Source organism: Achromobacter pestifer (assembly GCF_902859625.1).
GTDB classification, from domain to species: Bacteria; Pseudomonadota; Gammaproteobacteria; order Burkholderiales; family Burkholderiaceae_B; genus Achromobacter; species Achromobacter pestifer.
In genome coordinates this window covers 30,291-44,469 of record NZ_CADIJX010000014.1, presented here as the reverse complement: position 1 = coordinate 44,469, position 14,179 = coordinate 30,291, and the positions used below count along the sequence as shown (strand labels likewise).

Below are 14,179 nucleotides of genomic sequence, written 5' to 3'. Positions count from 1 at the left end.
CAGCTTCTTATTGCGTCTGGCGCAGAATAGCCAGCAGCGCGTCGGGGTCGGCGGGTTTTTCAATCCAGCCATTGAACATGCCGTCCGCGTCGTCACGCCGATCTTGGCGCGCAAGCCCGCTCAAAGCATAAATGCGGGGCGAGGCGTCACGGGCGCGCAGCCGAGCCGCCAATTCGTAGCCGTCCATGTCGGGCAGCAGAATGTCCACCAGCACGGCCTCGGGGGCAAAGCTGTCGGCCAGCTCCAGGGCGGCCTGGCCGGTGGTGGCGCACCGCGTTTCCAGTCCGGAAAGCGCCAAGAACTCGGCCAGCAGCTCCGAGCCCATTTCATTGTCGTCAACCAGCAGGACGCGGATCGCACGCACGTCGTTCAAAGGGTGTCTCCAGCAATCAAGGGACAGGCGCGTCGCGCAGGTTGCGCGGCAACGTCACCGTGAAAATGACCAAGCCGTCGCGGCATTCCACCGAGATCTCGCCGTCGTGGTCGCGCACGACCTGATCGGCGATGTACAGGCCCAGCCCCAGCCCGTTGCGGTTGCGGGAATGACCCAGCGATTCAGGTTTGAAAGGCGAAAACAGATGCGCCATCACCTCTTCCGAGATCGGTGCGCCATGATTGACGACGCGCAATTCGATGTCGTCGCCGACTTGCCGCGCCAGGACACGGATCGGTTGGCGTGGGGCGCCATGCTGACGGGCATTGCTCATCAGATTGGTCACGACCTGAGCGATGCGGTCGGTGTCGGCCATCAGATCCAGACCGGGTGCAACCTCGGGTTCGATGCGCAGCCCTGGATAAGCCTGACGTTTCTCATCGATCAAGCTGTTCACCAGATCGCTCAGGTTGCACGGCCGCTTTTCAATGCCCAGCCCCATGCCGCCTTGCAGGCGGGACAGGTCCAGCACTTGGGATATCAGCCGTTGCATCCGGCCGCTGGAATAGCGGATGCGCTCACCCATGCGGGCGCCTGAATCGGTCTTGGACAGCAGGGTGGCTGCCATGGAAATCGATTGCAGCGGATCGCGCAGGTCGTGGCCAAGCATGGCCAGCAGCGCAGTGCGCGCCCGGTCCACGTCCGCCGCGCGGCTGGTCGCGATGTGGGACAGTTCGTCGCGCAGGTTGTCGGCGGCGTCCAGCTCGGCGGGCAGCCAGGTCGTGCAGGTGTTGCGCACGACTTCGCGCCATGCCTCGAACGAGCCGCGCGGCGTCAGGCGAGGCCCCAGGTTGCCGACGGTGTACTGCTTTTCGGGCTTGCCGCCCCACACGAGCGTTTCGATCTGTTCCTTACGCAGCCAGATCAGCCAACCGTTGTTGATGGGGTCGAACTTGCAGGCGAGCAGGCCCGCGTACGGGACCAGATCGGTTTGCAGGTCGGGGTAGTCGCGGGCGATGTTGTCGCTATGCACCAGGCGCTGGCCGCTTTGGTCCAGCGCACACAGGATGCCGGCCAATTCGCCGCGCGGCGCGATGCCGCCAAACACCGTGACGCTGTTGCCCCACAGGCATAGCGCAGCGTCGCTGGGTATCAGCGAGGCAGGCGTTTCCGGGCCAACGGACAAGGCCAGATGCAGGTTTTCCGACGCGGACACGCGCTCGGTCAGGTCGCTGACCAGCGCCGCATTGCGGCGCGACTCGTTGGCGCGTGCGGTGCCTTCAATGTTGGCCAGCGCGGCCGACAACACCTGGGCCAGCGCTTCACATGCCAGGCGCGCGGGGTAGGGGATGGGGCGCGGCGAATGGTGGTGGCAGGCAATCATGCCCCACAGCCGCCCGCCGATCACGATCGACAGGCTCATGGACGCCAACACGCCCATGTTCGCCATGTATTCCAGATGGATTGGCGACACACTGCGCAATGCCGAAAAGCTCATGTCCAGCGGTTGCGGGTTCGCCGATGGCGTGCCCAGCACACGGATGGGCGTGTAGCGCGCATCGGCGATCTGACGCAAGGTGTTGACGGTGTACAGACGGCGGGCCTGAGCAGGGATGTCGCCGGCGGGATAGCGGCGCCCGACCCAGTCTTCCAGTGAATCGTGGCGTTGCTCGGCCACGATCTCGCCGCTGTCGTCGGGATGGAATCGGTAGGCCATGACGCGGTCGAAACCGGTGGCGCGGCGCACTTCCCGCACGGCGCTGTCCAGCAAGCCCTGGATGTCGCGCTGGCGGCGCACGCGCTCGATGCTGCGGTAGATGCGCTCAGGCTCGGCGATACCCGCGTGGTCGCCCCGTTGTTCCAATTCGATGATGGTCAGGCCGTCAGCGTTGCGATGGCCGATCACATCAAACGTGCCGGTCTCCAGCGCGATGGTCAGTGGGTCGAACACGGGATCGGGGTTGTCCAGCCAGACGGCCAGGTAATGGGCCAGGCTTGGGGGCAGCGTGCCGGCGGCGCAAGGCTGGCCCAGCGTCAATGAGGTACTCAGCAGATCGGGGGCGTTTTCGCTGGCAAACCGCAAATGGCCGTCCGCATCGAAGGCAAGCAGGGCGCCTAGCGGCTGAATAGCGCCCGGTATGTGTATCGGTTCGCTATCGCAGTTGGCTAAGGTGACCGGCGGACGGGATTGGGTGGGCGCATTCATTCTGGGTGTATACCGGGGACGCGCAATATGCTGTCATTATGTCAAAGATATTGTACGAATGTGTGCATTTGCAGCCCTGTCACCGATATGGAGTTTTCATGGCCCGTCTTCCCTACGCCGATCTGACTCATCCCGAAGCACGACCCTTGGTTGACCGCATCGTGGCGGAACGAGGCAGCGTCCTGCATCTGTACCAAATGCTGCTGCACAGCCCGGCGGTGGCGGGTGGTTGGCTCAACTATCTGACGTCGATCCGCCAGCTAAGCACGCTGCCGGGTGATCTGCGCGAGCTGGTGATCATGCGGGTGGCGGCGATTAACGGTGCGCCTTATGAGGCCGACCAACACGCGCCGATCGCGTTGAAGGAAGGCGTATCGCAGGCGCAGCTGGATGCGCTTGCCGCCTGGGAAGACTCGGATTTGTTCGATGAGCGCGAAAAGGCGGTGCTGGCCTATACCGATGCGATGACGCGCCAGGTGCAGGTGCCGGAAGCGGTGTTCCAGGCGGCGCGGTCGGCAATGGGGTCAGAAAAACTCATTGTTGAACTGACCGCGACGGTGGCGGCATACAACATGGTGTCGCGCTTCCTGGAAGCGCTACAGGTGCATTCGCACGATCACCGCTAGGCAGAGAGGGTTGCGCGCGCCGGCAAGGCGCGCGCGTGCTTCACGTGCCTTTTTCAAGGCGTTAGCGTCAGCCGCGCTGGGCGTCTATCAAGGCGTCCAGCTTGACCGCGTCCGCGACGAACAGGCGGATGCCTTCCGACAGCTTCTCGGTGGCCATGGCGTCGTCGTTGAGCAGGGTGCGGAAGCTGATTTCGTCCGCGGCCACGCGGGCAAGGGCGGCACCGGTGTCGTCGGCGCGCAATTGCGCGGGCGCATCGCCTTCCGTGCTGGCCAAGTGGTTCAGCAGGTCTGGGCTGATGGTCAGCAGGTCGCAGCCCGACAAGGCCAGGATCTGACCGGCGTTGCGGAAGCTGGCGCCCATGATTTCCGTCGCGATGCCATGTTGCTTGTAGTAGCGGTAGATGCGGGTCACGGACAGCACGCCGGGATCTTGCGCGCCGGCATTGTCGGCTTCCACCCAGGCGGCGCCGGCGCTTTTCTTGTACCAGTCGTAGATCCGGCCGACAAAAGGCGAAATCAGCTGCACGTTCGCGTCCGCGCAGGCCACGGCCTGCGGCAGCGAAAACAGCAAGGTCAGGTTGCAGCGCACGCCTTCGGCCTGCAATGCGCGGGCGGCCTGGATGCCTTCCCAGGTGGAAGCGATCTTGATCAGCACGCGCTCGCGCGGCACGCCGGCAGCTTCGTATAGGGCGATCAGGCCGCGGGCGCGTTCGATGGTGGCGCGGGTGTCGAACGACAGGCGGGCATCCACCTCGGTCGACACGCGGCCCGGCACGATGTTCAGAATGGCGCGGCCGAAGGCCACCAGCAGGCGGTCCACCAATTCGGGTGTCGGGGCGCCGCGATGGTCGCGCGCTGTTTTTTCCAGCAAGGGGCGGTACGTATCCTGCTGGACGGCCTTAAGAATAAGGGACGGATTGGTGGTGGCGTCGGTGGGACGCAACGCCTTCATCGCTTCAAAGTCCCCGGTGTCGGCGACAACGGTGGTGTGATTGCGCAGGGCGTCAAGTTGGCTGGACATGGACAGATACGGCTCACAACGGCAAGGGTTGAAGGTGTGCCTAGCGTATCACTGCCGTCAGCCGCTTGCTGTCCGCCAAAGGCGGGGCCCTTGCTCAACCCTGAACGCGAGGGGCGCGTGGCGTGGGGCCGGAAAGGGATGAATCGCCGGTTTCGGCCTTATTTGGCGCGGTTCCCGGGGGAAATTGTCCGGTCAAGGTATAATCCGAAGGTTTGATTATCGATTCTAAAACCGGGGTTTACTGTGCTGCCGCAACTTTTTCCCGAGGGGATCAACCGCTTCCCTCCTGCAATTCTGGCTCTGGCGGACGGTACCATTTTTCGAGGCGTGTCGATCGGTGCGCCTGGGGCTACCGTTGCCGAAGTGGTGTTCAACACCGCGATGACCGGGTACCAGGAAATTCTCACCGATCCCAGCTATAGCGGCCAGATCGTCACACTGACCTATCCGCATATTGGCAACACCGGCGTCAACGCCGAAGACGTGGAAGCCAATCGCGTCTATGCCGCCGGACTGGTGGTCCGCGACTGTCCCGCCCGCGTGTCGAACTTCCGTTCCACGCAATCCCTGCCCGACTATCTGGCCGCGCAGGGCATCGTCGCCATTTCTGGCATCGACACCCGCAAGCTCACGCGCATTCTGCGTGAAAAAGGCGCTCAGGGCGCCTGCATCTTCGTCGGCACCGACGCCGAGCGTGCCGTTGAAATGGCCAAGGGTTTTGCCGGCATGGCCGGCCAGGACCTGGCCAAGGTGGTCTCGGTCAAGACCAGCAGCGAATGGACCGAAGGCACCTGGCAATTGGGTGAAGGCTTCTCCAAGCCCGACCAATCCAAGTTCCACGTCGTCGCCTATGACTTTGGCATCAAGACCAACATCCTGCGCCTCTTGGCTGACCGCGGCTGCCGCCTGACCCTGGTCCCGGCGCAAACCAGCGCCGAAGACGTGCTGAAGCTGAATCCTGACGGCGTGTTCCTGTCCAACGGCCCCGGCGATCCCGAGCCTTGCGACTACGCCATCGCTGCTACGCGCGTGTTCCTGGAAAAGAAGCTGCCGGTGTTCGGCATCTGCCTGGGCCATCAGATCATGGGCCTGGCCGTGGGCGGCAAGACGCTCAAGATGAAGACGGGCCACCACGGTGCGAACCACCCCGTGCAGGACCTCCAGTCCAAGCGCGTGTTCATCACCAGCCAGAACCACGGCTTCGCGGTCGACGCGGCCAGCCTGCCGGCCAATGCGCGCGTGACGCACGTGTCGCTGTTTGACGGCACCTTGCAGGGCTTCGAGCTCACCGACCGCCCGGCCTTCTGCTTCCAGGGTCACCCCGAAGCCAGCCCGGGTCCGCACGACATCCTTGAACTGTTCGACAAGTTCATCGCCCTGATGTCCGGCCAAAAGTAAAGATTGCATCATGCCCAAGCGTACAGACCTAAAAAGCATACTCATCATCGGCGCCGGCCCCATCATCATCGGGCAGGCCTGCGAATTCGACTATTCCGGCGCACAGGCGTGCAAGGCGCTCAAGGCCGAGGGTTACCGCACCATCCTGGTGAACAGCAACCCGGCCACGATCATGACGGACCCGGAAACGGCCGACGTCACCTACATCGAGCCCATCACCTGGCAAGCCGTCGAAAAGATCATCGAGCGTGAAAAGCCCGATGCGCTGCTGCCGACCATGGGCGGCCAGACCGCACTGAACTGCGCGCTGGACCTGGCTCACCACGGCGTGCTGAAAAAGCACAACGTCGAGCTGATCGGCGCCAACGAACACGCCATCGAAAAGGCCGAAGACCGCCAGAAGTTCAAGCAGGCGATGACCGACATTGGCCTGGAATCGGCCAAGTCGGGCGTGGCCCACAGCATGGACGAAGCCTGGGAAGTGCAGCGCCGCATCGCGGCTGAAGTCGGCACCTCGGGTTTCCCGGCCGTGATTCGCCCCAGCTTCACGATGGGTGGTTCGGGCGGCGGCATTGCCTACAACGCCGAAGAATTCGAGACCATCTGCCGTCGTGGCCTGGAAGCCTCGCCGACCAGCGAACTGCTGATCGAAGAGTCGCTGCTGGGCTGGAAGGAATTCGAGATGGAAGTGGTCCGCGACAAGGCGGACAACTGCATCATCGTCTGCTCCATCGAAAACCTGGACCCGATGGGCGTGCACACGGGTGACTCGATCACCGTGGCGCCGGCGCAAACGCTGACCGACAAGGAATACCAGATCATGCGTAACGCATCGATCGCGGTATTGCGCGAGATCGGCGTGGATACGGGCGGCTCGAACGTGCAGTTCGCCGTCAATCCTCGCGACGGCCGCATGATCGTCATCGAGATGAACCCGCGCGTGTCGCGTTCGTCGGCACTGGCCTCCAAGGCCACGGGCTTCCCCATCGCCAAGGTCGCTGCGCGCCTGGCCGTGGGTTACACGCTGGACGAGCTCAAGAACGAAATCACCGGTGGTGCCACCCCGGCTTCGTTTGAACCGTCGATCGACTACGTCGTCACCAAGGTGCCGCGTTTCGCCTTTGAAAAATTCCCCACCGCCGACGCGCGCCTGACCACCCAGATGAAGTCCGTGGGTGAAGTCATGGCCATCGGCCGCACCTTCCAGGAGTCGTTCCAGAAGGCGCTGCGTGGTCTGGAAGTGGGCGTCGATGGCCTGAACCAGAAGACGACCGACCGCGAAAAGCTGCAAGTCGAGCTGGGCGAACCGGGCCCGGAACGCATCTGGTACGTGGGCGACGCCTTTGCGCAAGGCTTCACGCTGGACGAAGTGCACAACATCACGCACATCGACCCGTGGTTCCTGTCGCAGATCAAGGAAATCGTCGACATCGAACTGGCGCTGGAACAAAAGACGCTGGCCGACCTGGACTACGCCACCCTGTGGGAATTGAAGCGCCGCGGTTTCTCCGACCGCCGCTTGGCTTTCCTGCTGGATTCCGTGGAATCCGAAGTGCGCAAGCTGCGTCACCAGTTGAACGTGCGCCCGGTCTACAAGCGGGTTGACACCTGCGCCGCTGAATTCGCCACCCGTACTGCGTACATGTATTCCACGTACGAAGAAGAGTGCGAATCCGCGCCGACCGACAAAAAGAAGATCGTGGTGCTGGGCGGCGGCCCGAACCGGATTGGCCAGGGCATCGAATTCGACTACTGCTGCGTGCATGCCGCACTGGCGCTGCGCGAAGACGGGTACGAGACCATCATGGTCAACTGCAACCCGGAAACCGTGTCCACTGACTACGACACGTCGGATCGCCTGTACTTTGAACCGCTGACCTTGGAAGACGTGCTGGAAATCGTCCACAAGGAAAACCCGGTCGGCATGATCGTCCAGTACGGCGGCCAGACCCCGTTGAAGCTGGCGCGCGCCCTGGAAGCCAACGGCGTGCCGATCATCGGCACCAGCCCGGAATCCATCGACGTCGCCGAAGACCGCGAACGCTTCCAGAAGCTCTTGAACAAGCTGGGTCTGCGTCAGCCGCCCAACCGCACCGCGCGCACCGAAGGCGAGGCCCTGGCCCACGCCACGGAAATCGGCTATCCGCTGGTCGTCCGTCCCAGCTACGTGCTGGGTGGCCGCGCCATGGAAATCGTGCACGAGCAGCAAGACCTTGAACGCTACATGCGCGAAGCCGTGAAGGTCAGCAATGACTCGCCCGTGCTGCTGGACCGCTTCCTGAACAACGCCATCGAAGTCGACGTGGACTGCCTGGCCGACGGCGAAACCGTCTTCATCGGCGGTGTCATGGAGCACATCGAACAGGCCGGCGTGCACTCGGGCGACTCGGCTTGCAGCCTGCCCCCGTACTCGCTGTCGGCGGATGTCATCGCCGAGATCAAGCGCCAGACCACGATGATGGCCAAGGCCTTGAACGTCAGCGGCCTGATGAACGTGCAGTTCGCCATCCAGGGCGGTGACGTCTACGTGCTGGAAGTGAACCCGCGCGCCTCGCGCACGGTGCCTTACGTGTCCAAGGCCACGGGTCTGCAACTGGCCAAGATCGCCGCGCGCGCCATGGCCGGCCAGACGCTGGCGGCCCAGGGCATCACCAAGGAAGTCGTGCCGCCTTACTTCTCGGTCAAGGAAGCCGTGTTCCCGTTCGTGAAGTTCCCGGGCGTGGACACCATCCTGGGTCCGGAAATGAAGTCGACCGGCGAAGTGATGGGCGTGGGCATGAGCTTCGGCGAAGCCTTCGTGAAGTCGCAGCTGGCTGCTGGCGTGCGTCTGCCGGAATCCGGCACGGTGTTCATCAGCGTGAAGAACCAGGACAAGCCCCACGCCGTCGAAGTGGCGCGCGGTTTGCACGCCCTGGGCTTCAAGCTGGTCGCCACGCGCGGCACCGCCGCCGAGATCGAAGCGGCCGGCATCCCGGTGCAAGTGGTGAACAAGGTCACCGAAGGCCGTCCGCACATCGTCGACATGGTGAAGAACGGCGAGATCGCGCTGGTCATCAACACGGTCGAAGAGCGTCGCAACGCCATCGTTGATTCGCGCACCATCCGTACGCAATCGTTGGCTGCCCGCGTCACGTTCTTCACGACGATCGCTGGCGCCCGCGCTGCGGTGGAAGGCATGCAATACCTGCGCCAAGGCCTGGGTTTGCAGGTGTACCCGTTGCAGGATCTGCACGCATCGCTGGCAAAGAGCTAAGACGAAAGCGCGCGACGCCAACGCAGTTTGTTGCGCGCTTGTTGTAGGATGCCGGGGCGGCCCTTTGGATAAGGGGCCGCCCTTTTTCCTCTACCGGCCACGACGATCCATGAACAGAGTCTTCATTACCGGCGCCAGTAGCGGCCTGGGCCGCGCGCTGGCGCAGCAATATGCCGCCAGCGGCGCCACCTTGGGTCTTCTGGGCCGGCGTGAAGACGCGCTGCGTGAATTGGCAGCCAGTTTGCCGGGCGAACATCGCTGCTATGCGGTGGACGTGCGTGACCGCGCCGCCTTGCATGCGGCCGCGGCCGACTTCATCGCGTTCTGCCAGGGCAGGGTGGATGTGGTCATCGCCAGCGCCGGCATCAGCGCGGGCACGTTGACTGAACACGGCGAGGACTACGACGTGTTCAAGGCAATCGTCGATACCAATCTGCTGGCCACGGTCGCCACGTTCGAGCCGTTCGTGGGCGCGATGCGCGCGGCGGGCGCGGGCCGCCTGGTGGGGATTGCCAGCGTGGCTGGCGTGCGCGGCCTGCCAGGGGCGGGGGCTTACAGCGCGTCAAAATCAGCGGTGGTGACCTATTGCGAAAGCCTGCGGCTGGAGCTGGCGGCCGAGGGCATACAGGTGGTGACGATCGCCCCCGGCTACATCAAGACCGCCATGACGGCGCACAATCCGTACTCAATGCCGTTCTTGATGGAGGCGGACGCCTTTGCGCGACGTGCGCAGGCGGCGATCGACCGTGGCACGTCCTATACGGTGATCCCGTGGCAGATGGGCGTGGTGGCCAAGCTGATGCGCTTGTTGCCCAATGCCGTGTATGACCGGCTGGCGCGCAACGCGCCGCGCAAGCCGCGCAAGGCGGGGTAGCCCCGCCGCGCGTTGGGGCGTTGCCGTTTACGGCACCACGTCGTCGCCGACTTCGTCGGCCACATGGCCTACGTCACCCCAGTCCAGCACTTCCCACTTGCGGCCCTGCACGCTGACGCGATTGATGCTGACGTTCAACAACGCGGCGTCGCGCGGCGCATGCAATGGCACGCCCGACGCATGGCGCCAGATGATGTCCAGCACGCCACCGTGCGTGAACAGCAGGATGCGTTCGTTGTCGTGGCGGCTGGCGATATCGTCCACGGTGGAGATCACGCGCGACTGGAACTGGCCCAGTGTTTCGCCGCCGTCCAGCGGCCGCAGCGGATCGCGGCTTTTCCAGGCGGCCGCGGCTTCCGGGGCCAGCACGTCGATTTTTTCGTGATCCAGGCCTTCCAGCACGCCGAATCCACGCTCGCGGATGCCGGGCTCCACGCGCACGCGCAAGCCCAACTGTTCGGATACCGGCACGGCGGTGGCATGGGCGCGTTGCAGGTCGCTGCTGTAGATGGCGTGGATCGGCGTATGGCGAGCTTCTTCGCGCAAGCGAGCCGCCAGCAAACTGGCTTGGTTGACGCCGAATTCGTTCAAGGGAATGTCTTTCCAGCCTTGCAGGCGGCGCTGGCGGTTCCAGTCGGTTTCGCCGTGGCGGATGAACCAGATTTCAGTCATTGGGATCGTGATGCGGGAGTAAGGCTTAAAGCTGGGCCGGCGTGATGGCCGCGCGCGGCTTCCAGATGGTTTGAATGATCGAGCTTAACGCGACCAATGCAGGCTCGCTAGCGCGCTCATAAGGCAGGATGAAGCCTAGCATGGCGTCGACGCGCGCCTGGCCCCACACGATGAAATCATTGGAAGCCGCGCCCGTCAGCGCGGTTTCCTCGCGTAGCAGCGCGCAGCCTGCCCCGGCGCGCACCAGCGCTTCCAGATTGGCTTGGTCGTCATTTTGCATGACCACGCGAGGCGACAGGCCATGGCGCTCGAACATGTCGCGCAGTAGCAGATGGGTGTGGCTGCCAGATGGGCCGTCCAGCCAGGGCAGTTGCGACACTTCCCGCCAGCCGCCGCGCTTGAGGACGGCCGCGTGCTCCTTGGGCATGGCGATGCGGTAGCGCACGCTGCGCAAGGGCAGCCACAGCACCCCGCGTGGGGGATTGGCGGCAATGGTCAGCGCGGCGGGCAGCCGGCCGGTGCTGACCTGTTCGGCCAGGGTGGCGGCAGGCAAGGTCTGGGTCTTCAACTCCACCAGCGGCAGCCGCTGGTTCACGGCGGACGCCAATTCGCCCAACCGCAGGAAATCCGGCTTTTCGCTGGGCACGCCCAATTCCACCACACCGTGCAGGCTGCCCTGCAATTGCTGCGCTTCGGACTTGAGCTGCGCGCCCAGCACCAAGAGCGATTCCGCCGTGGGCAATAGCACCTCGCCCGCTTTGGCCAACGCCAGCCGTCCGCCGCTGCGGTCAAACAGCGCCACGCCCAGGCTCTGCTCCAGCGCCTTGATCTGGGCGGTGACGGCAGGCTGGGTCAATGACAGCGCCTCGGCCGCCTTCGTCAGGTTGCCCAGCCGGGCGACCGTGACGAAGGCGCGGATCTGATAGATTTCCATGGACGCAAGTTTAGGCTGCGAGCAGCCGCACTTGGGTAGGTTCCAAACCGATCGAAACGGGCGCACCGACCGGGAAAGGCGACAATCCCGCCAGGTGCGACTGGTCTGCGGTCAGGCGCTGTTCGCCAATCAGCACCTGATAGCGCGTGAACTCGCCCAGGAATTCGCTGCTTTCGACGATGCCCGGCAGCCACACATAGCGCGCGTCACCCAGCCCGTCGGCCATTTCGATCTGCACCGTGTGGGGCCGGAAGCTGGCCGCCAGCCGGGACGCGGCCGGCGCCTCGGCCGTCAGGGGCAGGTGCAGGTCGCCCACGCCTTCCACCGTCAGCACCACGCTGCCGCTGGTGCGTTCGCGCACATTGCCTTCCAGCACATTCATCGTGCCCACGAAATTGGCCACGAAGCGGTTCACGGGGTAGTCGAACAGCGTGCTGGGTGCGCCGATTTGCTGCACCACGCCATGGTCCAGCACCGCCATCCGGTCGGCCGTGGTCATGGCCTCTTCCTGGTCGTGCGTGACGAAGATGGTGGTGATGCCCAAGCGCCGTTGCAGGCTCAGCAAGTCCTGGCGCATCTGCACGCGCAGCTTCTTGTCCAGGTTGGACAGCGGTTCGTCCAGCAGCAGCACCTGCGGTTCGATGACGATGGTGCGGGCTAGCGCCACGCGCTGCTGTTGCCCGCCGGATAACTGGTTGGGGCGGCGCTTGCCGTACTGCGACAGGCCCACCAGTTCCAGCGCCGCTTCCACCTTGGCGCGGATCTCCGCCTTCGGCAGCTTGCGCTCCACCAGACCGAAGGCCACGTTGTCCCATACGGTCATGTGCGGCCACAACGCATAGTTCTGGAACACCATGCCGATGTTGCGGTCCCAGGGCGGCGTCCCGCTGATGTCCTTGCCATCCACCAGCAGTTGCCCCGCGCTGTGCCGGTTGAAGCCGGCGATCAGCCGCAACAGGGTGGACTTGCCCGAGCCCGACGGCCCCAGCAGGGCGAAGAACTCGCCAGGCTCGATGCTGATGTTCACATCCTTCAGCACTTCCGTCTTGCCATAGGACAGGCGGATGTTGCGGCATTCGACGCTGACTTTCTTCATGCGGATTCCCCTTCATTGCGTGCCGGACGCTGGCGCGACTGCGCGCGCTCCACCAGCAAGTGCGATACATACGTGCCGATAGCCACCGCGGCCACCGCCAGCACGCCCAGCGCGGCGCCCGGCCCTCGGCCGGCCGCGCTTTGCATATACAGATAGATGCCGTAGCTCATGGGCGCCTGGCTGTCTTTCGTGACCAGCATGATGGTGGCCGACAGTTCCACCGCCGCCGTCACGAAGCTGGTCACGAATCCCGCCAGCATGCCCCCAGCCATCAGCGGCACCACGATGCGTCGGATCGTGCTCATGCGGGTGGCGCCCAGCGATTGGGCCGCCTCTTCCAGCGAGACGTTGATCTGCTGCAAGGACGCCACGCAAGACCGCAATGCGTAGGGCAGCCGCCTGACCGAGTACGCGATCATGATGATGATCCACGACGAGGTCAGCAACGTGCCGGTGCCAGGCAATTCGATGCCACGGAAGGTGCGCAGAAAGCCGATCGCCAGCACGATGCCGGGAATCGCCAGCGCCGCGGACGCCATGAAGTCCAGCCATTGGCGGGCCGGCAGGCGGGTGCGCAGCATCAGGTAGGCGATGGCGGTGCCCAGGATCACATCCACGCCCGCCGCCAGACCGCAGTAGAGCAGGGTGTTGGCGATCATGCCCTGGGACTCGGAGAACACCGCCGAGTAATGCGCCAGCGTGTACCCATCAGGCAGCGGCGCGAAGCTCCAGACGCTGGCAAGCGACAGCAGCAGCACGCCCATGTGCGGCGACAGCACGAGCAATAGCACCAGGATGATCCATCCATAGGCCAGCACGCTTTCCATCGGCCCCAGCTTGCGCTTCTGAATCGAATTCCCGCCCTTTTGCAGGGTGGAGTAGTCGCGGCCCTTGAGCACGCGCGCCGACAGCCACAGCGCCAGGATCGAGAACGCGATCATGATCACGCTGATCACATAGCCCAGCGGATCTTCCAGCCCCACTTGCGTAATGCGCAGATAGGCTTGCGGGGCCAGCATGTTGGTCGTGCCCAGCACCAGCGGCGTGCCCAAATCGTCGAACACCTTGACGAACACCAGCGACGTGCCCGCCACGTAGCCGGGCAGGGCCAGCGGGAAGATCACGCGGCGGAACAGCCGGAACCCGCGCGACCCCAGGTTGAACGCGGCTTCCTCCATGGCGCCGTCGATGTTGCGCAGTGCCACCACCAGGTTCATCAGAATGAACGGGAAGTAGTGCAGCGCTTCCACGAAGATCACGCCGTTCAACCCGTCCATGAACGGGATCGTGAAGCCGAACCAGTCGTTCAGCAGCAGATTGACGCTGCCCGAACGGCCGAAGATCAACTGCATCGCAACCGCGCCCACAAAGGGCGGCATGATCAGCGGCAGAATGCCCAGCGTCTGGATCAGCAGCGCGCCCCGGAAGTCGAAGCGCACGGTGAAGTACGCCAGCGGCACGGCGATCAGGGACGCCAGCAGCGCCGACCAGCCCGCCACGTACAGGCTGTTGAAGAAGGCTTCCTTCATCAGCGGTTGATTGAAGAACGCGCCGAAGTGGCCCATCGTGAAGCTGCCATCCGCGTTCACGAAGGCGCTATAGAACACCGTGCCCACCGGCACGGCCAGGAAAAGCAGTAGAAAGCCGAACACCAGCAGCGCCGTCAATACGGGGCCAGCGGGCAGGCGTGAGTGGCCCGAAGAATTCATCGAGATTCCCGAAATCG

The 14,179-nt window shown here is 64.1% G+C and carries 11 protein-coding genes; 4 read left to right on the top strand and 7 right to left on the bottom strand.

Annotated elements, in window-relative coordinates:
• Window positions 1-7 precede the first annotated feature (7 nt).
• Both HV753_RS29175 and HV753_RS29170 read right to left on the bottom strand, forming a co-directional pair.
• A complete protein-coding gene (locus tag HV753_RS29175) occupies window positions 8-364 on the bottom strand; it encodes a response regulator (RefSeq protein WP_246288424.1) in 357 nt (118 codons plus the stop codon).
• A 25-nt stretch (window positions 365-389) separates the two neighbouring features.
• The gene (locus tag HV753_RS29170; protein ID WP_175178055.1) at window positions 390-2,579 is read right to left on the bottom strand and encodes an ATP-binding protein; all 2,190 of its coding nucleotides are present in this window, start codon (window positions 2,577-2,579) and stop codon (window positions 390-392) included.
• A gap of 98 nt (window positions 2,580-2,677) precedes the next feature.
• Here HV753_RS29170 and HV753_RS29165 point away from each other — a divergent pair, with 98 nt between their 5' ends.
• Window positions 2,678-3,205: a carboxymuconolactone decarboxylase family protein gene (locus HV753_RS29165; RefSeq protein WP_175178054.1), complete on the top strand. Its 528-nt coding sequence runs from the start codon at window positions 2,678-2,680 to the stop codon at window positions 3,203-3,205.
• Window positions 3,206-3,272: 67 nt separating this feature from the next.
• On the opposite strand, the gene tal is transcribed toward HV753_RS29165, so the two are convergent.
• Window positions 3,273-4,226, bottom strand: a complete 954-nt coding sequence (gene tal, locus HV753_RS29160) for a transaldolase (protein ID WP_175178053.1) — start codon at window positions 4,224-4,226, stop codon at window positions 3,273-3,275.
• Between the two features lie 243 nt (window positions 4,227-4,469).
• Between tal and carA the strand changes: the two genes are divergently transcribed.
• The 3 genes from carA (at window position 4,470) to HV753_RS29145 (ending at window position 9,751) form a co-directional block, all read left to right on the top strand.
• Window positions 4,470-5,624, top strand: coding sequence for a glutamine-hydrolyzing carbamoyl-phosphate synthase small subunit (gene carA, locus HV753_RS29155; RefSeq protein ID WP_175178052.1), 1,155 nt, complete (start codon window positions 4,470-4,472; stop codon window positions 5,622-5,624).
• A 10-nt stretch (window positions 5,625-5,634) separates the two neighbouring features.
• Window positions 5,635-8,877 carry a carbamoyl-phosphate synthase large subunit gene (carB, locus tag HV753_RS29150; RefSeq protein ID WP_175178051.1) on the top strand — a complete coding sequence of 1,081 codons (3,243 nt, stop codon included), beginning with the start codon at window positions 5,635-5,637 and terminating at the stop codon, window positions 8,875-8,877.
• Window positions 8,878-8,986: 109 nt separating this feature from the next.
• Window positions 8,987-9,751 carry an SDR family oxidoreductase gene (locus HV753_RS29145; RefSeq protein WP_175178050.1) on the top strand — a complete coding sequence of 255 codons (765 nt, stop codon included), beginning with the start codon at window positions 8,987-8,989 and terminating at the stop codon, window positions 9,749-9,751.
• A gap of 27 nt (window positions 9,752-9,778) precedes the next feature.
• Here HV753_RS29145 and HV753_RS29140 read toward each other — a convergent pair whose 3' ends face one another.
• From HV753_RS29140 to HV753_RS29125, 4 genes are read right to left on the bottom strand one after another with little or no spacing between them, the layout of a single operon-like run.
• Window positions 9,779-10,423, bottom strand: a complete 645-nt coding sequence (locus HV753_RS29140; protein WP_175178049.1) for a histidine phosphatase family protein — start codon at window positions 10,421-10,423, stop codon at window positions 9,779-9,781.
• A 25-nt stretch (window positions 10,424-10,448) separates the two neighbouring features.
• Window positions 10,449-11,357 (bottom strand): LysR family transcriptional regulator, encoded by a 909-nt coding sequence (locus tag HV753_RS29135; RefSeq protein ID WP_175178048.1) that lies wholly within the window; start codon window positions 11,355-11,357, stop codon window positions 10,449-10,451.
• A gap of 10 nt (window positions 11,358-11,367) precedes the next feature.
• Entirely contained in the window at window positions 11,368-12,453 is a 1,086-nt protein-coding gene (locus HV753_RS29130) for an ABC transporter ATP-binding protein (protein WP_175178047.1), read from the bottom strand.
• A complete protein-coding gene (locus HV753_RS29125; protein ID WP_175178046.1) occupies window positions 12,450-14,162 on the bottom strand; it encodes an ABC transporter permease in 1,713 nt (570 codons plus the stop codon). Before HV753_RS29125 ends, HV753_RS29130 begins: the two co-directional genes overlap by 4 nt.
• Window positions 14,163-14,179: the final 17 nt, after the last annotated feature.

Excerpts from the sequence above, each read along its gene's own strand:
- HV753_RS29170 (WP_175178055.1), bottom strand. The coding sequence starts at position 2,579 with ATGAATGCGCCCACCCAATCCCGTCCGCCGGTCACCTTAGCCAACTGC.
- HV753_RS29165 (WP_175178054.1), top strand. The coding sequence starts at position 2,678 with ATGGCCCGTCTTCCCTACGCCGATCTGACTCATCCCGAAGCACGACCC.
- tal (WP_175178053.1), bottom strand. The coding sequence starts at position 4,226 with ATGTCCAGCCAACTTGACGCCCTGCGCAATCACACCACCGTTGTCGCC.
- carB (WP_175178051.1), top strand. The coding sequence starts at position 5,635 with ATGCCCAAGCGTACAGACCTAAAAAGCATACTCATCATCGGCGCCGGC.
- HV753_RS29145 (WP_175178050.1), top strand. The coding sequence starts at position 8,987 with ATGAACAGAGTCTTCATTACCGGCGCCAGTAGCGGCCTGGGCCGCGCG.
- HV753_RS29140 (WP_175178049.1), bottom strand. The coding sequence starts at position 10,423 with ATGACTGAAATCTGGTTCATCCGCCACGGCGAAACCGACTGGAACCGC.
- HV753_RS29135 (WP_175178048.1), bottom strand. The coding sequence starts at position 11,357 with ATGGAAATCTATCAGATCCGCGCCTTCGTCACGGTCGCCCGGCTGGGC.
- HV753_RS29130 (WP_175178047.1), bottom strand. The coding sequence starts at position 12,453 with ATGAAGAAAGTCAGCGTCGAATGCCGCAACATCCGCCTGTCCTATGGC.
- HV753_RS29125 (WP_175178046.1), bottom strand. The coding sequence starts at position 14,162 with ATGAATTCTTCGGGCCACTCACGCCTGCCCGCTGGCCCCGTATTGACG.